Source organism: Aeromonas sp. MTB, assembly GCF_056632455.1.
Map to the genome: position 1 here is coordinate 2,320,187 of NZ_CP147026.1, position 24,221 is coordinate 2,344,407.

18 protein-coding genes and 1 pseudogene are annotated in these 24,221 nt (G+C 59.6%); 7 read left to right on the top strand and 12 right to left on the bottom strand.

Annotation, left to right across the window (positions count from 1 at the left end; genetic code table 11):
* The first annotated feature begins 2 nt into the window (after positions 1 to 2).
* Genes hisB through hisIE form a run of 5 tightly spaced genes read left to right on the top strand, consistent with a single transcriptional unit; the run spans position 3 to position 3,919 of the window.
* Entirely contained in the window at positions 3 to 1,112 is a 1,110-nt protein-coding gene (gene hisB / locus WBR25_RS10670) for a bifunctional histidinol-phosphatase/imidazoleglycerol-phosphate dehydratase HisB (protein WP_429106648.1), read from the top strand.
* Positions 1,112 to 1,756, top strand: coding sequence for an imidazole glycerol phosphate synthase subunit HisH (hisH, locus tag WBR25_RS10675; protein WP_429106646.1), 645 nt, complete (start codon positions 1,112 to 1,114; stop codon positions 1,754 to 1,756). The genes hisB and hisH overlap by 1 nt, the downstream gene beginning before the upstream one ends.
* A complete protein-coding gene (gene hisA, locus WBR25_RS10680) occupies positions 1,757 to 2,518 on the top strand; it encodes a 1-(5-phosphoribosyl)-5-[(5-phosphoribosylamino)methylideneamino]imidazole-4-carboxamide isomerase (RefSeq protein ID WP_429106645.1) in 762 nt (253 codons plus the stop codon). It abuts the gene before it with no gap.
* Positions 2,518 to 3,291 carry an imidazole glycerol phosphate synthase subunit HisF gene (gene hisF, locus WBR25_RS10685; RefSeq protein WP_204479346.1) on the top strand — a complete coding sequence of 258 codons (774 nt, stop codon included), beginning with the start codon at positions 2,518 to 2,520 and terminating at the stop codon, positions 3,289 to 3,291. The genes hisA and hisF overlap by 1 nt, the downstream gene beginning before the upstream one ends.
* Positions 3,284 to 3,919 (top strand): bifunctional phosphoribosyl-AMP cyclohydrolase/phosphoribosyl-ATP diphosphatase HisIE, encoded by a 636-nt coding sequence (gene hisIE / locus WBR25_RS10690; protein ID WP_479747890.1) that lies wholly within the window; start codon positions 3,284 to 3,286, stop codon positions 3,917 to 3,919. Before hisF ends, hisIE begins: the two co-directional genes overlap by 8 nt.
* 39 nt (positions 3,920 to 3,958) lie before the next feature.
* Here the strand turns inward: hisIE and WBR25_RS10695 are convergent, their stop codons facing one another.
* Positions 3,959 to 5,449, bottom strand: coding sequence for a KAP family P-loop NTPase fold protein (locus WBR25_RS10695; RefSeq protein WP_479747892.1), 1,491 nt, complete (start codon positions 5,447 to 5,449; stop codon positions 3,959 to 3,961).
* A 363-nt stretch (positions 5,450 to 5,812) separates the two neighbouring features.
* Here WBR25_RS10695 and WBR25_RS10700 point away from each other — a divergent pair, with 363 nt between their 5' ends.
* Complete coding sequence (locus tag WBR25_RS10700; protein ID WP_429106638.1) at positions 5,813 to 7,102, top strand: sensor domain-containing diguanylate cyclase; 1,290 nt, start codon at positions 5,813 to 5,815, stop codon at positions 7,100 to 7,102.
* An 86-nt stretch (positions 7,103 to 7,188) separates the two neighbouring features.
* On the opposite strand, the pseudogene WBR25_RS10705 reads toward WBR25_RS10700, so the two are convergent.
* Together WBR25_RS10705 and WBR25_RS10710 are read right to left on the bottom strand one after the other, a co-directional pair.
* Positions 7,189 to 8,808 (bottom strand): annotated as a pseudogene (locus tag WBR25_RS10705) (acyl-CoA synthetase).
* Positions 8,809 to 9,042: 234 nt separating this feature from the next.
* Complete coding sequence (locus tag WBR25_RS10710; protein ID WP_005345660.1) at positions 9,043 to 9,231, bottom strand: hypothetical protein; 189 nt, start codon at positions 9,229 to 9,231, stop codon at positions 9,043 to 9,045.
* 500 nt (positions 9,232 to 9,731) lie between these two features.
* On the opposite strand from WBR25_RS10710, the gene WBR25_RS10715 reads away from it, so the two are divergent.
* The gene (locus WBR25_RS10715; protein WP_026035120.1) at positions 9,732 to 10,271 is read left to right on the top strand and encodes a glycine zipper 2TM domain-containing protein; all 540 of its coding nucleotides are present in this window, start codon (positions 9,732 to 9,734) and stop codon (positions 10,269 to 10,271) included.
* A 114-nt stretch (positions 10,272 to 10,385) separates the two neighbouring features.
* Here WBR25_RS10715 and xdhC read toward each other — a convergent pair whose 3' ends face one another.
* From xdhC to ssnA, 9 genes are all read right to left on the bottom strand, one after another.
* The gene (gene xdhC / locus WBR25_RS10720; protein WP_479747895.1) at positions 10,386 to 10,871 is read right to left on the bottom strand and encodes a xanthine dehydrogenase iron sulfur-binding subunit XdhC; all 486 of its coding nucleotides are present in this window, start codon (positions 10,869 to 10,871) and stop codon (positions 10,386 to 10,388) included.
* Positions 10,868 to 11,746, bottom strand: coding sequence for a xanthine dehydrogenase FAD-binding subunit XdhB (gene xdhB / locus WBR25_RS10725; protein WP_323894489.1), 879 nt, complete (start codon positions 11,744 to 11,746; stop codon positions 10,868 to 10,870). The genes xdhC and xdhB overlap by 4 nt, the downstream gene beginning before the upstream one ends.
* The gene (xdhA, locus tag WBR25_RS10730) at positions 11,739 to 14,057 is read right to left on the bottom strand and encodes a xanthine dehydrogenase molybdenum-binding subunit XdhA (protein WP_479747897.1); all 2,319 of its coding nucleotides are present in this window, start codon (positions 14,055 to 14,057) and stop codon (positions 11,739 to 11,741) included. The genes xdhB and xdhA overlap by 8 nt, the downstream gene beginning before the upstream one ends.
* A gap of 364 nt (positions 14,058 to 14,421) precedes the next feature.
* Positions 14,422 to 15,723 carry an NCS2 family permease gene (locus tag WBR25_RS10735; protein ID WP_180343373.1) on the bottom strand — a complete coding sequence of 434 codons (1,302 nt, stop codon included), beginning with the start codon at positions 15,721 to 15,723 and terminating at the stop codon, positions 14,422 to 14,424.
* Positions 15,724 to 16,120: 397 nt separating this feature from the next.
* The gene (guaD, locus tag WBR25_RS10740) at positions 16,121 to 17,437 is read right to left on the bottom strand and encodes a guanine deaminase (RefSeq protein WP_005336781.1); all 1,317 of its coding nucleotides are present in this window, start codon (positions 17,435 to 17,437) and stop codon (positions 16,121 to 16,123) included.
* Between the two features lie 52 nt (positions 17,438 to 17,489).
* Positions 17,490 to 19,019 carry a nucleobase:cation symporter-2 family protein gene (locus tag WBR25_RS10745; protein WP_479747899.1) on the bottom strand — a complete coding sequence of 510 codons (1,530 nt, stop codon included), beginning with the start codon at positions 19,017 to 19,019 and terminating at the stop codon, positions 17,490 to 17,492.
* A 95-nt stretch (positions 19,020 to 19,114) separates the two neighbouring features.
* Complete coding sequence (locus WBR25_RS10750) at positions 19,115 to 22,012, bottom strand: molybdopterin-dependent oxidoreductase Mo/Fe-S-binding subunit (RefSeq protein ID WP_479747901.1); 2,898 nt, start codon at positions 22,010 to 22,012, stop codon at positions 19,115 to 19,117.
* Positions 22,009 to 22,785 carry a molybdopterin-dependent oxidoreductase FAD-binding subunit gene (ygfM, locus tag WBR25_RS10755; RefSeq protein WP_429106629.1) on the bottom strand — a complete coding sequence of 259 codons (777 nt, stop codon included), beginning with the start codon at positions 22,783 to 22,785 and terminating at the stop codon, positions 22,009 to 22,011. The genes WBR25_RS10750 and ygfM overlap by 4 nt, the downstream gene beginning before the upstream one ends.
* Positions 22,786 to 22,865: 80 nt before the next feature.
* Positions 22,866 to 24,194 carry a putative aminohydrolase SsnA gene (ssnA, locus tag WBR25_RS10760; protein ID WP_421269550.1) on the bottom strand — a complete coding sequence of 443 codons (1,329 nt, stop codon included), beginning with the start codon at positions 24,192 to 24,194 and terminating at the stop codon, positions 22,866 to 22,868.
* Positions 24,195 to 24,221 lie beyond the last annotated feature (27 nt).

The following is a 24,221-nucleotide window of genomic DNA, read 5'->3' on the forward strand; positions in this document are numbered from 1 at the left end:
CGATGAAGACCCCGTTTTTGTTTATCGACCGCGACGGCACCCTGATTGAAGAGCCGGTGACCGACAAGCAGGTGGATAGCCTCGCCAAGCTGCGCTTCGAGCCCATGGTCATTCCGGTGCTGCGCGAGTTGCAGACCGCCGGCTACGTGCTGGTGATGGTGACCAATCAGGATGGGCTGGGCACCGCCAGCCTGCCGCTGGAGAACTTCCAGCCGCCCCATGATCTAATGATGCACCTGTTTGAATCGCAAGGGGTGAAGTGGGAGCAGGTGTTGATCTGCCCGCACTTCCCCACCGACGGTTGCAGCTGCCGCAAGCCCCACCTCGGGCTGGTAAAGGAGTATCTCGCCTCGGGTCGCATCGACTTTGCCAACTCCTTCGTGATTGGCGATCGCCAGACCGATCTGCAGCTGGCCGAGAATATGGGCATTGGCGGTATTCGCTACCACCCGCAGGATCACGACTGGCTCGCCATCCGTGATCAGCTGTTATCCAAGGGGCGCGTAGCCTCGGTGGAGCGCTATACCAAGGAGACCCGCATCCAGGCGGCAGTGGATTTAGACAAGAGCGGCGGCAACCAGATCGCCACCGGCATCGGCTTCTTTGATCACATGCTGGATCAGATAGCGACCCACGCCGGTTTCCAGCTCAAGCTGAACGTCAGCGGCGATCTGCATATCGACGATCACCACACGGTGGAAGACGTCGGTCTGGCCCTCGGTCAGGCACTGCGCCAAGCCCTTGGCAACAAGCGCGGCATCGGTCGCTTCGGCTTCGTGCTGGCGATGGATGAAGTGCAGGCAGTGATCGATGCGCGTCCGCTGACCGAGCAGGAGGTGAGCACGGCGCTGGATCTCAGCGGTCGCCCCTACTTCGTGTTCGACTGCCCGAGCGGCTTTGGCCGCGACAAGGTGGGCGAGATGGCCACCGAGATGGTGCCCCACTTCTTCCGCTCGCTGTCGGACGCCATGGCCATCACCTTGCAGATGAAGGTGGGCAGCGGCAACACCCACCATCAGGTGGAGGCGCTGTTCAAAGGCTTTGGCCGCGCCCTGCGTCAGGCCATTCGGGTGGAAGGGAGCGAGCTTCCCTCCAGCAAGGGAGTGCTGTGATGGATGTGAGCAAGCAGAAGCTGGTCATTATCGATACTGGCTGCGCCAATCTGGCCTCGGTCAGAATGGCGTTCGAGCGCCTCGGCTTACAGCCGCTGGTCTCAAGCGTGGCGGCCGATATCGAGCAGGCGGACAAGCTGATCCTGCCCGGTGTCGGCACCGCGGTGGCCGCCATGAAAAACCTCAACGAACGGGGGCTGGTGCCCCTTATTCGCGCCGCCAAGCAGCCGCTGCTGGGCTTTTGTCTCGGCATGCAGATGCTGGCAGAGGCCTCCGAAGAGAGCATGGGTACGGATGACTCGTCAGAGCGGCTTATCGACTGCCTTGGCATAGTGCCGGGCAAGATCCGGTTGATGGAGGTCGGCACCTTACACCAGTCAAGCATGCGCCTGCCCCATATGGGCTGGAACCAGATTGAGCATGACGAGACCCATCCTCTGCTCAAGGGGATCCCGAGCGGCAGCTACTTCTACTTCGTTCACTCCTATGCGCTGGAGGTAACCGAAGCGACGCTGGCGACCTGCGACTACGGCCAGCCGTTTACCGCGATTGTCGCCCGTAACAACTTCTTCGGCGCCCAATTCCACCCGGAGCGCTCAGGCGCAGCCGGTGCCCGTTTGCTGCAAAATTTTCTGGAGCTATGAATGATCATTCCCGCAATTGACCTTATCAACGGTCAGGTAGTTCGCCTCTATCAGGGGGACTACGAGCAGAAGACCGAATACAGCAGCAGCCCGCAGGCCCGCTTCGATGAATATGTCTCCCAGGGAGCGGTGCAGCTCCATCTGGTGGATCTGGACGGTGCCAAGGATGCCAAGGCGCGCCAGCTGCCCCTGCTGACCCAACTGCTGTCAGCCACCGAAGCGCCGGTTCAGGTCGGTGGCGGAGTCCGCACCGAACAGGATGTGGCGGATCTGCTGGCCGCCGGTGCCAGCCGGGTGGTAATTGGCTCCACCGCCGTCAAATCCCCGGATCTGGTGGCGAGCTGGATGGAGAAATATGGCCCCGAGCAGATCGTGCTGGCGCTGGACGTCAATATCGATGAGCAGGGCAATCGCCATATCGCGGTGGCAGGCTGGCAGGAGAACAGCGGCGTGACCATCGAGGCACTGATCGAGCGCTTCCTCCCCGCCGGACTCAAGCATGTGCTCTGCACCGACATCAGCCGTGACGGCACCCTGGCTGGCACCAACGTCGCGCTCTATCGGGATCTCTGTGCCCGCTACCCGAGCGTCGCCTTTCAGGCCTCCGGCGGCATTGGCGGCATCGCGGATATCGAGGCGCTCAAGGGCTCCGGCGTCAAAGGGATCATCCTTGGCCGCGCCCTGTTGGAGGGCAAATTCTCGGTAGGTGACGCCATCGCCTGCTGGCAAGCCCCCGCAGCCGATACCACAGGAGGCAACTGATGCTGGCAAGACGTATTATCCCCTGCCTCGACGTAAAAGATGGCGTGGTGGTCAAGGGGGTTCAGTTTCGCAATCACGAGGTGATGGGCGGCATTGTCGAGCTGGCGCGCCGCTACGCCGAGGAAGGGGCTGACGAGCTGGTGTTCTATGACATCACCGCCTCCAGCGACGCCCGGGTGGTGGACAAGAGCTGGGTGAGCCGGGTAGCGGAGGTGATCGATATCCCCTTCTGCGTCGCCGGTGGCATCAAAAGTGTCGAGGATGCCCGCCAGATCCTCGAATTTGGCGCCGACAAGGTCTCCATCAACTCTCCGGCCCTTGCCGACCCGACTCTGATCAGCCGACTGGCCGAGCGATTTGGCGTGCAGTGCGTGGTGGTGGGCATTGACTCCTACTTCGACGCCGACACGGGCCACTATCAGGTCAAACAGTTTACCGGTGACGAGAGCCGCACCCGCACCACCGCCTGGCACACCCTCGACTGGGTGCAGGAGGTGCAAAAACGCGGCGCAGGCGAAATCGTGCTGAACGTGATGAATCAGGACGGCATGCGTCAGGGTTATGACCTCGACCAGCTCAAGCTGGTGCGCAGCGTCTGCAAGGTGCCGCTGATCGCCTCCGGCGGCGCCGGCGCCATGGAACACTTTCGCGATGCCTTTACCCTCGCCGATGTGGACGGGGCGCTGGCCGCCTCTGTGTTCCACAAGGGTCTTATCCCCATTCCCGAATTGAAACGCTGGCTGAAAAACGAAGGAGTCGCCATCCGTGAATAATCAAGAGATTGCAAACCAAATCCCGCTCGTGGAGCGGCTCGACTGGGAAAAATGTGACGGCATGATCCCCGCTATCGTCCAGCATGCCGCCAGCGGCGAGGTGCTGATGCAGGGCTTTATGACCCGCGAAGCGCTGGAGAAGACCCAGACCACCGGTCAGGTCACCTTCTTTAGCCGCAGCAAACAGCGGCTCTGGACCAAGGGTGAAAGCTCGGGCAATGTGCTCCAACTCGTGGCCATCAGCACCGACTGCGATCAGGACTCCCTGCTGATCGCCGCCAACCCCGTCGGCCCCACTTGCCACAAGGGGACAACCTCCTGCTTCCATGGTCACCCGGTGCCCCCCCTCGGTTTTCTGGCAGAGCTGGAGCAGGTGCTGGCTTCTCGCAAAGGGGCCGATCCGGCCACCAGCTACACCGCCAGCCTCTACGGCAAAGGCACCAAGCGCATCGCCCAGAAGGTAGGTGAGGAAGGTGTTGAAGTGGCGCTGGCCGCCATGGCCAAGGATCGGGAGGAGCTCATTAACGAATCCGCCGATCTGCTCTACCACCTGACCGTGCTGCTGCAAAATGAAGGGCTGGGATTACAGGATGTGGTACAGCGGCTTTATGAGCGGCATAATAAATAAATTTTCTTATTGATTAACGGGCTATTTGGCCCGTTAATCTCATTCAAATGAGATAGCTAACTCAACCCAGCTTCTATATACCGACATATCTAATCTGGATTTTTCATATAGCTCTACATTTAAAATGTAATACTTCAAAGCCTCGCTATGCTCATCTCTAGTAAACCGAGGATGTTGATCAATTAAAATTTTATTTTGACCTAATAGATGAGCAAATGCATTATCGTGTTCACCAAGATAACTCCAAAGATAGTCTCTAATTAAATTTTCAATTTTAATACTATAGTCGCCAGCAACAAATTCTACTCCCTGTACTGCTCTCATCGAGAGATCTATTGATCCTTGCAGTTCATTTAATGCCTTTGGCTTTATTTCCTGCATTTTTACATTTTCCAGTTTCTGTCTACTTCTTGCCATTGTGATTATCATTTCATAATCGGATGGTTTTATCTCATGTAATGCAAGCATATAAGCCAAGAAGACTACATTAATATCGTCTTTCTCTAAATTTAAAAGTACCAATGTCATACGGTCAATTAACTTCTCAGTACTTCGCAAAGATAAGTGGCATGCATCAGATATAGATGACAATACTGTAGTAATAGCTTCTATATTTAACCCTTTAGGCCAGACCTTATCAAAATAATGATCTACAAGTACACTATTAGATAAATTACTTTCTATAAAATGTCGTTTTGAGCCAGCTAACAAGCTAAAGCGCCTACTAAAAAAACGACTTAAATATGTATGTGCATCAAAATCAGCGCCGTAAATCACCTTCACTGCATGTTGCAATTGCTCGGTATCCGTAGCCAATACAAAAACAACTTTAGGAATATCGAAAATATGCTTTATGGTTTCCAGCATTTCCACTGCATAAGAGGGGCGACAGCGATCCAGCTCATCAATCAAAATAAATGCGGGATAATCCAGCTCTCCTTCACTTAAACCAACAGCTCCCTCAACCCATTGCCGAATTTCTTGTTTAAGATACTGGATAGATTCATAACGCTCTTTATGATTGCTACAAAGCGTATCAACCAGCTTATCTGCGTCTTCGCCTTCCACAGAAAAATCACCATCTTCAAGTCCAGCTTTTTTAATAGCAGACTTGAGCACCAATTTTCCGCCCAGCTTGAGCAAACCCAATAGCTTGGGCTTGATGCCATCAGGTATGGAAACCTTATTTCCTGTTGCATCTTTCAATTGATCGATAATAGACGAAATCACCGTCAATAAGGGATCATCGGAAAAATCCTGCTGCCAGGCATCGATATAGACGGTGGGATAGTGCGCTGTCAGCTCCATATACCAGCGTTTGATAAACCAGGTTTTACCCGCCCCCCACTCAGCATTGAGGTTGAGCACATAGTTGCGCTGCTTGCCTTCGGCGGCGAGGTAGTTGGTCAGAAATTCGGCATAGCGGGCGCGATCCAGCCGGTCGGCACTCAAGATCTCTTCGCTACCCGCAATGGCCCCCGGCCCGTCCCACTGAACTGCGTCATCCCAATTAAACGGTGCCACTGCCATCTCGTATCTCTCCATATTGCGTTGCTGAGGATGATATCAGGGGCACAGTGAAAATAGTTTGATTAAAGACCTGTTTGTTGCCCTTTCTGCCGCTCGGGGTGGCGTATTTGATTGCTGATTAATTTCTCTGCTGCTAACCAATAATGCCGGGCCGATAAAGGGGGGAACACGGTGATCTGTACAGCCACAGACTCGGTTGATTGCCTTTGAGCTCGCCAACGATGACAACCGTGTGACATGGCGCAGAACTTGCGGAAATAAACGCGAAACCTGACCTGTTCGGTGCTTTATTTAAAGCTGTTGATCTCTGTTGCGCGTCTTGTTCAACCGACCCATCGTAGCGACCCAAGGATGGCTAGCCCCATGAAGGATGAACCCTTCTCTATCCAGTTACAGCATGAGCTGGATCACCTCAAAGCCATCTTCAACGAGACGGACGCCTACATGTTTACCAAGGATCTGGCGGGCCGTTACACCTATGCCAATCAGGCGGTGCTGGATCTCTTTGGCTGCACCCTCGCCGAGTTGCAGGGGCAGGATGATCGGGCCTTTTTTGATCTCGAATTCTCCGACACCATTCAACGCAACGACCGGTTGGTACTGGAGCAGCAACTCGCCATCGCCCAGGAGGAGATCAACTACCTCAAATCCACCGGGGAAAAGCGCTGCTACTGGACAGTTAAAAAGCCCATCCATGACAAGGATGGCAACCTGATCGGCCTGTGCGGCATCTCCACCGATATCACCGAACACAAGCTGATTGAGGCCCGCATGGCGGAGCAGCATCAGCTGCTGGAAATCATCCTCGCCAACGTGGATGCCCATATCTATATGAAGGACAGCCTGCACCGCTTTCTCTACGTCAACCAAAAGGTCGCCGATCTGCTGGGCCTTCCTGCCGAGCAGATCATCAATCGGCGCGATGATGAGGTGATCCCGGCTGCCAGCGCCTGCCAGCTGTGGCGGCTGGACAACCGGGTATTCGAAACCGGCGAGCTGCAAGCCGGGGAAGAGATGCTGACCGATCCCGAAGGCAATCAGCACTACTACTGGTCGGTCAAGGTGCCCTTTCTGCTGGGGGATGGCACCCCGACCCTGATCGGGATCTCCTCCGACATTACCGAACTGCACCAGCTCAAGGAGCAGCTACACCAGCAGTCGGTGCGCGATGGCCTCACCGGTCTCTACAACCGCCGTTTCTTTTTCGAAATGTGCGAGAAGAACCTCAGTCTGGACATGCGCCACCACCTCACCTCAGTGCTGATCGTGCTGGATGTGGATCAGTTCAAGTGCATCAACGATCGCTTCGGGCATCCCCTTGGGGATAGCGCGCTGATGCATCTAGGCAGGGTGATGCAATCGGTGCTGCGCAGCGAAGATGTGTTGGCCCGCATCGGTGGTGACGAGTTTGCCATCTTGCTACCCAACACCACCCTCTCGGCCGCCGCATCTCTGGCCGAGCGGCTGCGCCTGCAGGTGATGCAAAGCCCGCTGCCCTTGCCCGATGGGGATAAGCTGGTTATCACCATCAGCGCCGGACTGGTGGAAAATGGCGAGGGGGAGCTGATGGAGAACCTCTACGCCCGCGCCGATCAGATGCTCTATCAGGCCAAACAGAGCGGCCGCAACTGCGTTGCCTGCAAGGCTCCCTAGCCACACAATGGGAGGGCCAGCAGCCCTCCAGACCCCTTGTATCTCCCTCCTATGAATGGCTGTGCTGGCTCCTTACGAACAGGCTGCTACCCCAGCTGTTTGCGCAGCACAAACTTTTGCACCTTGCCGGTCGAGGTTTTCGGCAGCGGGGTGAAGATGATGCGTTTGGGGGCCTTGAAGTGGGCCATCTGCTCACGACAAAAGGCGATCAGCTCCGCCTGGGTGGCCTCTCGCCCCTCTTTCAGTTTGACGAAGGCGCAGGGCACCTCCCCCACTTCTCATCGGGCATGGCGATCACCGCCGCTTCGTCCACATCGGGATGGCGATAGAGCACATCTTCCACCTCCAGACTGGAGATATTCTCCCCGCCCGAGATGATGATGTCCTTGGATCTGTCCTTGACCTCCACATAACCGTCCGGGTGCCACACCGCCAGATCGCCACTGCGAAACCACCCCTCCGCCATCGCCTCGGCGCTGGCAGCCGGATTTTTAGATAGCCCTTCATAACTACATTGCCGCGCAGCACTATTTCTCCCATGGTTTTGCCATCTTTGGCCACCGGCTCGCCACTGACCGGATTGATGACCCGCATCTCCCCCTGCAGAGGCGACGCAACCCCTGGCGCGCCTTGAGGCGGGAGAGCGCCGTGGCATCCTGACCTTGCCAGCTTCTTTGCGGTTCGCACAACACGCAGGGGCCATAGGTTTCGGTGAGGCCATAGACGTGGGTCACGGCGATCCCCATCGCTTCCATACCGGCAATCACGGTGGCGGGCGGCGCAGCGCCAGCGGTCATCACCTTGATGGGGTGATCCAGCCCCTGCTTGAGCGCCGGATCGGCATTGTTGAGCATATTGAGCACGATGGGCGCCGCGCAGAAGTGGCTCACCTTGTGCTCGTGCAGCGCCTCATAAATGGCGGCCGCCTGCACATGCCGCAGGCAGACGCTCACCCCGGCGGTGGCCGCCAGCGTCCAGGGGAAGCACCAGCCGTTGCAGTGAAACATCGGCAAGGTCCAGAGATAGACGGGATGTTTGGGCAGCTCCCAGGAGAGCACGTTGTTGATGGCGTTGAGGTGGGCGCCGCGATGGTGATAGACCACCCCCTTGGGGTTGCCGGTAGTGCCGGAGGTGTAGTTAAGGGAGATGGCCTGCCACTCATCCTCTGGCAACCAGCCGGGTTCATCGCCGTAACCAGTGGCAATAAAGGTCTCATAGTCGAGGTCACTGACAAGCGCCCCCTCCCGGTAGAGGGGATCGTCGATGGCGATGACCAGCGGTTGGCTCTTCAGCAGATCCAGCGCCTTGCGCACCACAGGGCCAAACTCCCTGTCCACCAGCACCACCTTGCTCTGGGCATGCTGAAAGATAAAAGCCATCGACTCGGCATCGAGCCGGGTATTGATGGTGTTGAGCACAGCACCGCTCATGGGCACGCCGAAATGCGCTTCAAACATCGCCGGGATATTGGGCGCAACGATGGAGACGGTATCCCCCTCCCCGATACCGCGAAGCCGCAGGGCCGAGGCAAGCTGGCGGCAACGGCGGGCGGTCTCGCCCCAGCTCTGGCGCAGCGAACCGTGGATCAGCGCCGGATAGTCGGGATAGACCCGCTCCGCCCTCCCCAAAAAGCTGATGGGGGTCAGGGCCTCGAAATTGGCGGCGGTTTTGGCAAGGTCACGCTCATAGATGTTCTGCACTGTCATCGGGTTCCTTCCTCACAGGTGGCACAAAACGGGCAGTTTCGGGATGATTCAGAGATCAGCAAGCGACATGGGCATCCTGCCCGTCACTGGTCTCTTATGGGGATGACAGCCTAACAGTGAGCCTGCGGCGGCAGGTATTAGCAAAACGTCTTAGAGGAAGAGCGGAAGAGGTATTCGGTGCGAGGACAGGCAAGCGAGCCCCCGCCAATGGCGAAGGCTTTACCTCAATCATCGTTAGTGGCGAACCCGCCCCTGCTGGCGGAAGCAGTAGAGTTTAAGGCTGATGTCGGCGATATCGGCGGGAAGCTCCTCTCCCTGCTCGGCCAGGGGTCGGTAGAGGGATGAGAGCAGGCGTTCGGCCTGCTGCACCGTGATGATGTTGGCCTGGATGGCCGGGGTGATCCAGCTGGGTAACATTGACATATCTCCCCCTCGTTGATCCGGTGATCTCGGGTGAACATCTTTATTTCGGTCTTACGCCATTGTCTGCCGACCCGTTCACCCTCTGCTTCACCCAATCAAAGCAAAATGCTTGCCGTGATCTCTTATCGGCCAACATCCGATGGGGCTGGAGCCATTTATCAACCACTTGCGTGGCCATCTCAACGAACAGAGCCCTTGTTCAAGACCTCCCTTGACCTGCCCCCGTCAGCACTTTGCCACTCTGGCATGCTGCTCACCGCCCGCCTTGCAAATTGCGACTCGAATTGCTCCTTATCACACAAGCAAAGCCCGCCATGCGCCGGAAACCGGTCACTTTTAGTTCGTTGTCGCCAAAGTCAGACACTTTTTTATGGTGGCTATTTTTTGACCTTGCCAGTGCCTGTCGCAGGCCCATCCCCCTCGCCTTGTCCGGCCAACCGGTTATGACAAGATGGCGCCAGATTGGAACAGCCCGTATGGGTATGCAGGAGAACCATAAAATGAACAGATCCATGATGGCAGGTATCGGTATTGGCATCGCCTCGGCCCTGGCGCTCTCGGCGGCGGCCAGCGGCTCCCTCTTTACACCCCAGCCCACCTTTGCCGAGGTGATCGCCAGCAAGCCGATCACCGAGACCATCAAGACTCCCCGACAGGAGTGTCGCAACGTCACCGTGACCCACCGCAAGCCGGTACAGGATGAGCACAAGATCCTCGGCACCGTGGTGGGCGCGGCGCTGGGTGGCGTGGTCGGCCACCAGTTTGGCGGCGGCAGCGGCAAGAAGGTGGCTACCGCCGCCGGGGCGGTCGCGGGAGGTTATGCCGGCAATCAGGTGCAGGGCAATATGCAGGCGGGCGATACCTACACCACCACCGAGCAGCGCTGCAAAACCGTACAGGATACGAGCGTCAACACCATTGGTTATGACGTGACCTATCGCCTCGCAGGTCAGGAGGGGGTGATCCGCATGAAGCAAGCCCCCGGCGCCACCATTCCGGTCAAGGATGGCAAATTGGTGATCGACCAGCCAAAAGTGTGATTTCTCCTGGCGCAATTCAGCAGCAGGCCCGCCTCTTTCAAGGCGGGCCTGTATTTTGGGCGGCTTGTTTCCTTTCTCACACAACAGCACGCACCACTCACGGCACCCGAACTATCACCCCTTGCAGCACTTCTTCACCGCCCGTACCACGTTCTGATAACCGGTACAGCGGCAGAGGTTGCCCGACAGCCCGCGGCGGATCTCCGCATCGGTCAGCGAACGGCGTTCGGTCTTGTCGAGCAGGGCGGCACTCGCCATCACGAGGCCCGGGGTGCAAAAACCGCACTGCACCGCCCCCTCGTCGATAAAGGCCTGCTGCACATCAGAGAGCTCGTTACCTTTGCGTTCCCCCTCCACGGTGCGAATGGATTTGCCATCGGCCCAGACCGCCAGATAGAGGCAGCTGTCGATAGCCGTGCCATTCACCCGCACGGTACAGGCGCCGCACTCACCGACACTGCACCCCTCTTTCACACTGATCAGCCCCTGCCCACGCAGGAAGTGGAGCAGCGACATGGTGGGCGACACCGCGTAGGAGTATGGCTTGCCGTTGATCTCGCACTGGATCTCCACGGCGGGACAGCTTTGCGGTTGCATCATAGGATCTTGCCTCCGGCACGTTCGACTGCGCAGGCGACCACCCGCTGCGCCAGGGTTTTGATGAGGTGCAGGCGAAACTCTTTTTCCGCCCGCCAGGAGGAGCGCGGCGCCACATCTGCTACCACCGCTTCGGCAATCGCGGCCAGTGTGGCGCGAGTCAGGGGTTGCCCCTCGGCCGCAGCTTCCGCGTGGGGCGTGCGCACCGGCGTTGGGGCCGCCACCCCATAGGCCAGCCGCAGGCGCTTGAAGTGACCATGCTCAATCTGGCAGTAGGCGGCGCAGCCGATGGTGGCGATATCCATGGCATCACGCATGGCGTACTTGAAGTAGTGGGAGCCCACATGGGGGTGAGAATCCGGCGCAAAGTGAAACGCCACCAGGATTTCTGCCGGTTGCAGCGCCACCTTGCCGGGGCCGGTATGAAAACCGGCGATGGGGATGCGGCGTGTGCCATCGGGCCCCACAATTTCAAGCTCTGCTTCCAGCGCGACAGTCGGCGCTGCCGAGTCAGCACTGGTGGCGCCATTGCAGATATTGCCGCCATAGGTGGCGACGTTGCGGATCTGCGGGCCGGCGATGGTAGCGGCCGCCTCGGCAAGCATCGGCAGGCGACGCTGCACCAGTTCGTTTTCGATGATCTCGGTAAAGGTGGTGCCTGAGCCGATACGGATCGACCCATCAGGCAACTCGCTCACCCCTTTGAGCTCGGGCAAGTCGTGAATATCGACGATATGGCGATAGGCGGCGTTGAGGTGATGCAGCTGGATCATCACATCGGTGCCGCCAGCCAGGAGACGCGCCTCAGGGTCTGCCTGACGCAGGGCGACCGCCTCGGCCACACTGCGGGCCTTGTAGTAACGGGCAATATCAAACATGGTGTTGCTCCTCCCCTGATCCCTCGCCAATCAAACCCGCCGCGACAAACTCCCGGAACAGGGTTTTGGGGGTGATGGGCAACTCGTTGATGGCCACCCCGGTCGCCATGCGGATGGCGTTACGGATGGCGGGGCCCGGCGAGATGATGGGCGGTTCCCCCAGGGATTTGTGGCCATAGACCGACTGGGGCTCGTAGGTCTGCACGAAGTCGCATTCAAGCTCCGGCAAATCCAGCATGGTGGGGAACTTGTAGTCGAGCAGGTTGGGGTTGCGTACCACGCCAGTCTTGGCGTCGATGATCATCTCCTCGAACAGGGACCAGCCGATCCCCATCCCCATGCCGCCGTGCACCTGTCCCTCCGCCAGCTGCGGATTGAGGATCTTGCCTGCATCGTGCAGGTTGATGATGCGATTGATGGTTACCTTGCAGAGATCGATATCGACGCTGAGATCGACCAAGGTGCAACCAAAGCTCGGCGGATTGGTGGTGGTCTTGTGGGAGACCTCGGAGGTGATCTGGCCGCCGATAGTGAGGTGGTAATAGGCGTTGACCGACACCTCGGCCACGCTGATCAGCACCTTGTCCGGCGCACCGGCCAACACCACGTAGCCATCGATCAGAGTCAGCGACCCTACATCCTGATGGCAGAGCTGGGCCGCCAGCGAGAGGATGCGGGCCCGCAACTGCAGCGCCGCCTGATGGATGGCAGGGGCCGCCACATAACTCTGGCGCGAGGCGAACGAGCCCGGATCATAGGCGGTGATGTCGGTATCCTGAGTCGAGATCACCCGGATCTGCTCAAACGGAATGCCTAACGTCTGGGCCGCCATCTGGGCAAAGACGGTATCCGACCCCTGCCCTATCTCGGTGGCACCGATCTGCAGATTGACGGTGCCATCCTGATTGAGCAGCATGCGGGCGCCAGCAATTTCAACCCCCACCGGATAGGTGTTGGAGCCGTAGCTAAAGCACGCAACCCCAATGCCACGCCGCACCCGGCTTGCAGGATCCTGCCCCAGACACTCGGCCTTAAGCCGATCCCACTCGAACATCTCGCGGCCACGCAGCAGGCAGTCCGGCAACCCGGCGCTGTAGATGGTCTTCTGGTTGACCTGATTGACGTCCCCTTCCCGCGCCACGTTGGCAATCCGCACATCAAGCGGATCCAGCCCCAGTTTGGCGCAGGCGTCATCCAGCATGCATTCGAGGGCAAAAATCACCTGCGGCGCGCCGTAACCGCGCATGGCACCGGCGGTGGGCAGGTTGCTGTAGAAGGTTTTGGCGTCATAACCGAAGGCGCTGCGCGGATAGAGGTAGCTGATCTTGTTGCCACCGGCGCTAGCGATGGAGTGGCCGTGAGAGGCATAGCCGCCGGTGTTGGAAAGCACGTCGAGCTGATAGCCCTTGAGGGTGCCGTCGCGGTTGAGGCCCATCTTGCCATCGATCGCAAAGCCGTGGCGGGTGCGGGAGGCAAAAAAGCACTCCTCCCGGTTCAGAGTCACCTTGACCGGCACGCCGCCGAGCTTGTAGCTCAAAAACGCCGCCATCGGCTCTTCCAGCACATCCTGCTTGTTGCCAAAACCGCCGCCCATATAGGGCTTGATCACACGCACGCTCGACCAGGGCAGACCGAGGGACTTGGCCACCCGGCTGCGCACTATCTGGGGGATCTGGGTGCTGCTGACGACGATGATGTGGTCCGGTTGATCCATGTAGGCGTAACAGGTCACCGTCTCCAGATGGCAGTGCTGCACCACCGGCGTCCGGTAGTGCCCCTGAAACTGCAGATCTGCCGCCGCAATGGCCTGCTCCGGGTCATTGGCGCGAAGCTGGCTTTGGCGTAGCAGATTGCCGCTCGGGTGAATGGGATAGGCATCGTCGGCCAGCGCGCTTTGGGCATCCGTCATCACCGGCAGTGGCTCGTAGGTCACCTTGACCAGCGCGGCCGCCTTCTCGGCCACCAGCGGTTCACGGGCTACGACTATGGCGACCCCATCGCCAAAGTGGCGTACATGGTCGGTTAGCAGGCGGCGGTCTTTCACATCCCGTTTCGCCTCATCGAGAGACCAGGCGTGACCGGCGGTACGAAAACAGGTGGTAGGGACATCTTCATGGGTAAACACGGCTTCGACCCCGTGCAGGGCCAGTGCCTCGGTCGCATCGATGGCAAGCACCTTGCCATGGGCGATATTGCTTCGCACGTACTTGGCGTGGCGCATACCGAGCATGATGTTGTCATCGGTATAGCGGGCGCTGCCGGTCACCTTGGCCTCGGCATCCACCCGCTTGAGCGGTAATCCTATGGACATATGCAAGTCCTTTTTCGAATGGAAAAATCTGGAACCGGCATAAAAAACAGCAAGATATGCGCCTGTTTCCCGCCATCGTCAGGAGAATGGGGAGAAGTGTGAAGGGGATCCCATCTAGCCCGCTTTTGTTGGCCAGAAGCGACAAGCCAGGGGCAGCCCCTGAGCAAACGGGGCACATCAGCGGTGAAAAAAGCGGCAGATCGAGAAGAGCAAGGGTGGGAGCCTATCAATCTGGTAGGGGGATTTATCAAAATGGTATCGCGATGGCACCAGCGGCTAAGGCATGGTAACCAGCGTTGACGATCAGAGCGCCGCAGATATAAAAATGGGGCCGCCAGTGCGGCCCCAAACGGGAGGGTTATCCCTAAATAGCCCACCCTCCAGCATAAAAGAGCACCAGCGCCAGGGCGATGACCACGGTGCCGACGTTGAGCTTGTGCCACTCCTTGGAGCAGATGCGGCCGATCACCAGCGAGCTGAAGCCAAGCATGATGCCGGTGACGATATTGCAGGTGAGCACGATAAAGACCGCACAGACTAGCCCGGACATGGCCCCGACAAAGTCATCGAAATCGAGCTTGGTGACGTTGCTCAGCATCAAGAGCCCCACATACATCAGGGCCGGTGCAGTGGCATAGGCGGGCACCAGATAGGAGAGCGGCGAGAGGAACAGCATCAGCAGGAACAGGCCGCCGACCACAGTCGCGGTCAGGCCGGTTTTGCCTCCCGCCGCCGTGCCCGCGGCCGATTCGATATAGACGGCAGCCGGTGCCGCCCCCACCAGACTGGAGAAGATGCTGCTGACCGAGTCGGCACTGAGCGCCTTGCCGCTGTTGATGATGTGACCATCCTTATCCAGCAGGTTGGCCTGCCCCGCCACGGCGCGGATGGTGCCGGTGGCATCAAATACCGCCGTCATCACCAGTGCCAGCACGCTGGGCAACACCAGCGGCGAGAGGGCCCCCATGATATCCAGACTGAAGATGAGGGACTTGCCCTGATCGTCGGAGAGGCTCGGCAGAGCGAACAAGCCCTGATACTTCACCGCCGGATCGAAAATCAGGCCGAAGATTGAGATGGCGATAATCACCAGCAAGATCCCCCCCGGTACTCTCAGCTTCTCCAGCCCGAAGATCACCGCAAGGCCGATCAGGGACATGATGACCGGCATGGAGGTGAAGGCCCCCAGCGCCACCGGCAGCCCCTCCAGCGGGTTCTTGATCACCAGCCCCACCCCGTTGGCGGCGATAAGCAGCAGGAAGAGACCGATACCGATGCCGGTGCCGTGGGCAATCCCCATGGGCAGGTTGTCGAGGATCCAGCTACGCACCCCGGTCACCGAGATGGCGGTAAACAGCACCCCCATAAGGAAGACGGCGCCCAGCGCCACCGGAATGGGGATCTGCTGCCCCAGCACCAGACTGAAGGCAGTAAACGCCGTGAGGGAAATAGCGCAACCGATGGCCATCGGCAACTTGGCCCAGAGCCCCATCAAGAGCGAACCAAACCCCGCCACCAGACAGGTGGCGACAAACACGGCGCCGGGGGGAAAGCCCGCCTTGCCGAGCATGCTCGGCACCACGATCACCGAGTAGACCATGGCAAGGAAGGTGGTGAGGCCCGCCAGCACCTCCTGTCTGACGTTGCTGCCCCGCTCGCTGATCATAAAATAGCGATCAAGAGCCGTTAGCGGCTGTTGCTTTGCTGCGCTCTGGCTGGCGTCATCATTGGCCAGCTGTTCCACGCTGTTTGTCCTGCTGTTTGCTTGGGTCATACCCAACTCCTTCACACGCGCCTGAATGTTCCATGACGAAATGGCGACAGGATCTGCGGGTCTGCCTCGCGCCAGTCTGATGAGAAACAGGCGATGGTGGCAGAGGATGCGACAGACAGACCAGGGCAGGCAGCCTTGACTCAAACGTTTGCCTTGCTGGTCAAAAAAACCGGGCCATTTCACGTTCTATGCGGGGAGATCCCCTGTGGTGCGGCAAGACTGGCGCCCCTGTGGAGCACGCCAGCCGCCGTATTCGTTGGGGCTGCGCCGCGGCAACCCACTCCAGCCCCTACCCCCGTTCATGCACCAGCTGACCATCCACATAGGTGCGGTAGATGGATCTGTCATCCCCCAGGGTCAACAGCACAAAGAGCTTGTCCCGCAGGGTGGTGGAGTTGTCATAACGCAGCTGCTGCAGCGGGGTGGCGACCGGGTCGAGCACCACGAAGTCCGCCTCCTTGCCCACCGCAAAGCTGCCGATCTTCTCGTCAAGCCCCAGCGAATGGGCGCCGCCCAGGGTCGCCAGATAGAAGGCCTGATAGGCCGAGAGCCGCTCGCCCTGCAACTGCATCACCTTGTAGGCCTCGTTGAGGGTCTGCAGCATGTTGAAGGTGGTGCCGGCGCCGATGTCGGTGCCCATCCCCACCTTCACCTGCTTGCGCCACGCCTTGTGCAGCTTGAAGAGGCCACTGCCGAGATAAAGATTCGAGGTGGGACAAAACGCGATGGTGGATCCGGTCTCCTTCAGGCAATCCCACTCCTGTTCTTCCAGATGGACGCAGTGGGCAAACACACAGTTGTGGCCGGTCAGGCCATGCTGGTGATAGACATCGAGATAACCCTTGTGCGCCGGAAAGAGGGATTTGACCCAGGCGATCTCGTCCTTGTTCTCGCACAGATGGGTGTGCAGATAGGTGGTGGGAAACTCTTCGCGCAGTCGCCGCGCCATCGCCAGCTGCTCGGGTGTCGAGGTGGGTGCAAATCGTGGTGTGATGGCATAGAGCAGGCGACCATTGCCGTGCCAGCGCTCGATAAGCTGCTTGCTCTGCACATAGCTGCTCTCGGCGGTATCGAGCAGATAATCGGGCGCATTGCGATCCATCATCACTTTGCCCGCGATCATCCGCATATTGATGCGGCTGGCCGCCTCGAACAGAGCGTCTACCGACTCGGGGTGAACGGTGCCGAACACCAGCGCCGTGGTGGTGCCGTTGCGCAGCAGCTGCTTGATAAAGAAGGTGGACATCTCGCGGGCATATTCGAGATCGTTGTAACGCCGCTCGGCCGGGAAGGTGTGGCGGTTGAGCCACTCCAGCAGCTGCTCGCCATAGGCCCCCACCATTTCACTTTGGGGATAGTGAATGTGGGTATCGACAAAACCAGGCACTATCATCTTGCCGCGATAATCCCGCACCCGCACCTCGGCCGGAATGCGATCTTTCCCCTCCTCCCACTCACCGAACCAGTCGATGCAACCGTTGCGAATGATCAGCAGACCATCCTCGATAAGGCGGGCGTTGGACTCAATCTCCTCGGGCTGATCCACCACCCGGGTGATATCGAAGAAGCTGCCGCGTACCGCTTTGACAGAGTTGTCGTTTTTCATAACCGTTTCCCTGTTTTTCTTGTTCTGTTGACGTTTTTTGCCGGTTTAACCATCAGATCCGTTCCACTTGTGGCGCCACCGCCTGCCCGGGCACTGGCTCTGGCTCTGGTGAACCCTTACCCTTGCTGGCCAATGGCTGGCCGGCACTGCGGGCGGTAAAGATCACATCCGGCTTGTCACTCAGCTGGATCACCTCCACCGCCTCGGCATCCCTGACGGCGGCCTTGCGCTTGCGGCTTTGCGGCAGCACCAGATTCATGATGATGGCGGTGATGCCGCCGGCGCAGATGGGGTTCTCCACCAGCATGTAAATACCCGCCGGCAGCACCTTGAAGACGTTCGGGTCATAGGAGACACCGAGCCCAAGACCCAGCGAGGTGGCGACGATCAAAGTCTCCCGCCGATCGAAGCCGTGGCTGATGATGATGCGACCACCGGCGATGGCGATCATGGAGAACATGATGACCATGGCGCCCCCCATCACAGGTGACGGTATGGTGGTAAAGAAGCGCCCTACTACGGGGAAAAGCCCCAGCAGCACCAGAATGACGGCAATAAACTTGCCCACGTGGCGCGAGGCCACCCCGGTCATCTGGATGACGCCGTTGTTCTGGGCAAAGGTGGTGAGTGGCAAAGAGCCGAGGGCCGAGGCGATCACCGATACCAGACCGTCCGCCAGTACGCCGCCGGAGAGCCGCTTTTGAAACTCGGGGCCCTGAATATCCCGGTGGGAGACCATGGCGGTGGCGGTGATGTCCCCCACCGCCTCCAGCACGCTCAACAGATAGATGGTGCCCGCCAACATAAAGGCGTGAAAATCGAAGGAAAAACCGTACTTGAACGGGATCGGCACCGTAATAAGCGGCAGGTTCTCAAGGGCGGAGAAATCCACCATGCCGAGCATCAAGGCCACCGCATAGCCCACCATCAGACCGATGGCAATCCCGCTCATCCGCAGCAGCGGGCTTTTGCTGCAGTTGAAGGCGACGATGACGCAGAGCACCAAAAGCCCCAGCCCGATGTGTTCGTATTTGCCAAAGGTGCCGCTGCTCATGGCGGAGAAGCCGCCGCCAAAGTCGATGATCCCCACCTTGATAAGGCTCAGGCCAATCATCAGTACCACTACCCCGCTCACGGTCGGGGTGATCACCCGCTTGAGGTAGGGCAGCACAAAGGAGGAGCCCATCACCAGAAAGGCACCGACAAAGGAGACCCCGAGCAGGGTCGAGACGATCAGCTCCTCATGGATGCCATCTTTTTTCATGGCGCCGCCGAGGGCGATCATCACGGTGACGAAGGAGAAGTTGACCGACTGGATGGAGAGCAGCCCCGAACCGATGGGGCCATAACGGTTCACCTGCAACCAGGTCCCGATACCGGAGGCGATCATCGCCATGGAGACCAGATAGGCGGTGATCTCGGTGGATAGGCCCAGGGCGCCGCCGACGATCAGCGCCGGGGTGACCATGGGAACAAAAATGGCCAGCAGATGGGTCACTGCGCCCATCAGGGTTTGATAAAACGGGGGGTTGTCTTCCAGCTCGTAAATGAGATCCGAGTGCTTGCGTGTTGTTTTAGACATCGTGTTTGTCCCATCACACAGAATGTAGGCGGAGTACTCATTCCGCCGTCAGGCGCTGGGGGCGAGCTGGCGCCCGCCCCTCACCTTTTCTTTTGTTATGCCGACACTTTTTGCTCCAGCTTGCCCAGTTCGCGCAGGATCTGCTCCGGCGTGAAGTGCCACTTGCGCAGCCAGACACCGCAGGCGTCGTGGATGGCGGTGGCGATGGCGGGCGCGGCCCCGTTCACCCCGATCTCCGAGATGGACTTGGCGCCGTAAGGGCCGACCTTGTCATCACTCGGTACCAGGAAGGCCCGGAAGTCGCGCGGAATATCGCCAATCTTGGGTGCGCCATAGCTCTTCAGATCCCGGGTGAGCGGGATGCCCTTGCTGTCATAGCAGATCTCCTCGCTCATGGTGTGGCCGATGGCCCGCATGGTCGCCCCGTAGATCTGGCCGAGGGCCAGCTCCGGGTTGATGGGGGTGCCGCAGTCGAGCAGAGCGTAGAACTTGTCGAGGCGGATCTCGCCGGTTCTGACGTTGACCGCCACCTCGGCGAAGTTGGCCCCATACGGGAAGGCGAGCTCAGAGGTGATGTAGCTGGCGGTGCCCACCAGAATGCCAAAACCGGTGCCGGTCTCTGACTTGTGGGCAATCTTGGCAAGAGAGACCTCCCCCAGCTTGCCGCGCACTATGCCCGGGTGAACCAGCTCCACATCTTCCACCGGTTCCCCCAGCATGGCGGCGCCGTGGAACAGGATCTTCGCCTTGAGGTTCTCGGCCGCCATCTTGGCCGCATTACCGGAGAAGCAGGTACCGGACGAGGCGTAGGCACCCTTGTCGAACAGGGCGTGATCGGTGTCGCCGGAGATCACATGCACATCACTGAGCGGGCAACCCAGCACTTCGGCGGTCAGCTTGGCCACCACGGTATCGAGGCCGGTACCGATATCGGCGCCACCGGAGTGGACGATAAAGGTGCCGTCAGATTCCAGCTTGACCATGCAGTTGGCCTGATCGATATCCGGGATCCCCGATTTTTGCATGATGATGGCGACGCCACGGCCGATGCGCCAATCCCCGTCAGCGGGTTTGGGGCTATCCCAGGCAATCAGTTCGCGACCCTGTTTGAGGATGGGCTCGAGGGCGCAACTGGCCGCGTGGGGCACAGAAGTCGGCATCTTGCCCTCGCCGATGGCACCCAGCACCTTGAGGATATCCCCTTCATGCACCCGGTTGTGCTCCACCATGTCGAGCTGATCGATCCCCAGTTTCTCGGCAAGTTCGGCAATGGCCATGGTCAGCGCGAAGTTGCCCTTGGGCGCGCCATAACCCTGATAGGCGCCAGTCGGACAGATGTTGCTGTAGTAGGTGTTGACGGTAAAGCGCACGTTGTCGCACGGGTAGAGCGGCAAAGAGAGCGCAGGACCGTTGCTTGGCACCGTCAATGAGTGGTTGCCGTAAGGGCCGGTGTTGGCACGAAAATCCATGTCGATGGCGGTGATGGTGCCATCTTTCTTGGCCCCCACTTTCACCTTCACCTTGGCCACGTGGCGGGAGGTGTTGCTGATGAACTCCTCTTCACGGGTGTAGCGGAAGGTGACCGGACGGCCGGTGACCTTGGTCGCCCAGGCGCACACCTCTTCCAGCAGGATATCCTGCTTGGAGCCAAAGCCGCCCCCTACCCGCTCCTTGATCACATGCACCTGATGTTGCTTGAGGCCGACGATGCGCGCTACCTGACGGCGCACGTGCCACGGCACCTGAGTAGAGGCGTGAATGACCAGACGATCCCCATCCATATAGGTGAAGCAGATGTGCGGCTCGGTCGGGCACTGCTGGGCCTGGGTCGATTCGTAGGTGCGCTCGACAATCTCGTCCGCCTCGGCAAAGCCCTTGGCCACATCGCCGATCTGGCCATGGACACTGGCGGCCAGGTTCTCGTGCGGGCGGGAACCAATGGGGAAGTTGATGATCATGTGCTCGTCGCCGCGACGCACCGAGCAGGCGTTCTGCTGCTCGAGATCCGCAGGCGCACCGGCCATGTAGACGATGGGCTCGTCGTGCACCAACGGTGCATTGGGGGCCATCGCCTCATCGATGGTCATGACCGCTGGCAGCACCTGATACTCGACCTCGATGAGTTTCAGCGCAGCCAATGCGATGGCTTCGCTCTCGGCCACCACGGCGGCGACCCTGTCACCTACGTGGCGCACCTTGCGGCTGAACATACGGCGATCGAGCGGTGACGGCTCGGGAGCACTCTGACCACCCGGGGTGTAAAACACATCCGGGCAGTTGAGATAGGTAATGACATGCACTACACCCGGCAGCGCTTGCGCGCGGCTCACGTCGAGTTTGGTGATCACCGCATGGGGATGGGGGCTGCGCAGCATCTTGATGATCAGCGCATCTTCAGTAACCCGATCCTCCACGTAGCAGGGCTTGGCCTGCACCATCTTGGCGGCGTCCACTTTCGGGCAGCTCTTGCCGATATGGCGCAGATCGTCGCGAAATTCCGGGGCGATCTGGCACAGGTAATCGGGATCCTTCATCCGTGAACAGGCAAGCTCGATGGCCTGATAAAACTGCTGATAACCGCCATCGCGGTGAAACAGGCCCGAGAGGGCATCGTCGATTTGATCACGGGTGGGCTCGGGGTGGCGATCAAGCAGGTCGGTGACGATGAGCGCGGCGGCCGGATCGTTGTAGCCGGACTGCACCACCCCCACGTCCACCATCGCCTGCTGTACCAGACTGAGCTGGTTCCAGCTGCCCAGCGACTCGGCGGTGCGCACGTCGGCTCCATCCAGCTGGGCGGCGATCAGCAGGGAGGCGTTGATCACCTTGCCGTTGAAGAGAATGGCGTCGGAGCCGGCGAAGCCGAAGCCGTCGTCGCTGTTGCGCACCGAATGCATCCGGCACTGGTTGAACAGCACCCGCTGGGCATTGTCACCGGCCTTGCAGATGACGGTGCGCAGGGCACCGTTCAGGGTAAAGTTGAGTTCCATCATGCTTGCACCTCCTGCTGCTGGCAATCCACCAGCAGATCCGCCACCACTACACCGGTGATATACCGCTTGTAACTTATGCTGCCCGCCAGATCTTCACGGGGCGCAATTAGCTCGCTCACGGCGGCCTCCAGCGCGGCATCGTGCAGATCGCGGCGCTCCAGATCCCGCAGACGCATCGGCTGCGGAGTAACGCCAGCGACGGCTACCCGCATCTCGCCAATGCTGTCGAGGGCCACGGCGGCGGTCATCACCGCCAAGCCATCGGCATTGCGGCTGATGCGGCGAGTGGCGCAGCGCAGTTCGGGCTCCGGCAGCACAACTCCGAGCACCAGGGCATTGCGCTGGCCCGCCAGATAGGCGTCGATGGGTTGCAGCAGGTTGTTCTCCAGCACGACCACGGCTTCGAGCACCAGCAGTACCGGCAGCAAGGGTGAGTCCTGCTGCTGGCAGGCAAGTTCGCCGCCGATGGTGGCCTGATTGCGCAGATGGCGGGAGTAGACAAACCCCAGCGCCTCGCACAGGGCGGCCGGGGTACGGGGATCATCTTTCAGGGTCTGCAGGGTGACGGTGGCGCCGATATGGAGCTGGCCGTGCTGCTGCTCAATCTGGTTCAGTCCCAGCTTGTCCAGCGAGATAGCGACCTTCTTGTCGGTGCGGGTCGGAGCGGCGTTAAGCTTGCTGCCGCCCCCCATGTAGACGGCGTCGTTGCCAAAGCGGGCCTTGAGTTCCAAAGCCTGACCCAGTTGCTCGGGTCGGAAGAATTGCTCAATCATGTGTCGTCCTTACTCTTGCTGCCCGCCGCCGGGGAGATCCACAGGGCGGGCAATCCGGTCCAAAACTGTGGAAGATGGCTCTAGGCCAGCTGATCCATCCGTTGCCACAGGCGGCTCGCCACCTTGCTGGCCTGCTCATAAATGGGCGCGACATCGAACGGGAACTCGCGGTCCTGATAGACCATGCGCCCCTCCACCATCACGCTGTTGACGCTGTTCGATCCCATACCAAAGGCGAGATGGCCGCCGAGGTTGCGCGGCGCCAGCGGGGTCGGTGCGTCGTAGTCGCAAATGGTGAGGTCGGCCTTGTAGCCCGGCTCCAGGCGGCCAAATTTGGCACCGAAGTTGCGCTCCAGCAGGGTGTTGCCGTTCCAGAGGAAGCGGGCAAAGCTGTCGGGCCACAGGGCGCCGCCGGCATCCTTGTGCTTGAAGTAGGCGAACTTGAGTTCTTCGAGCATGTCGGAGCCGATACCATCGGTGCCAAGCGCCAGATTGCGATACTCCGGCAGGTGCATGTTGTAGCCCACATGGTTGTTCATGTTGGAGCGGGCGTTATGTACCAGGAAGGCATCGCGGCTGTTGAGCAGCTCGATGTCAGCCGGGCTCAGGTAGATACCGTGGGCGATCAGGGTCTTGCTGTCGACAAGGCCAAACTCGTCCAGCCGGGCGATGGGCTCCTTGCCATAGTGGTGGTGACCGTGGGCCATGTCGTAGCGGTCTTCAGCCACATGGATATGCAGACCACGACCGGTGACCTGTACCGCTTCGCGCAGCATGGCGAGTCCCTCGTCGGGCACGGTGAAGGGGGCGTGGGCGCCGATATGGGCCTCCACCAGATAGGGTTCGCTCCCCTTGGCTTTGGCCGCATCTATCTGTTGGGCGAACAGGATGTTCTCCTCTACCCCGGCCTGCAGTTCGGCGAGGCCGCCGTTGCGATCCGTGGTCTCGAAGCAGGTCATGCCACGCAGACCCGCCTCCATAAACCCTTTGCGCAGCACATTCAGGGAGCCCTTGATGAAGTTGGGCGAAGCGTGGTGGTCGATCACCGCGCTGCAGCCGCTCTTGATCGCTTCCAGCGAGCAGATGAGGCCGCTGTAGTAGAGGGACTCTTCATCAAGCGCCCGATCGAGCCGCCACCAGAGGTTTTTCAGGGTGGAGATAAAATCCGGGCAGGGGGCGATATTGGCCATGATCCCCCGCGACAGGCCGGAGTAGAAGTGGTTGTGGGCACAGACGATGCCCGGCATCACCAGCTTGCCCCCCATCTCCCGATAGTTGGCCTCCGGGTAGAGGGCCCGCAGATTGGGCCCCACCGCTTTGATAAGCGATCCTTCTATGGCGATATCCACCCCTTCCAGCACCCGGGTCGGCTCCAGCTGGACAGCGGTGACGTTCTTCAGAATAAACATGGTTTGCTCCTTCGCTTATTCGTGGTT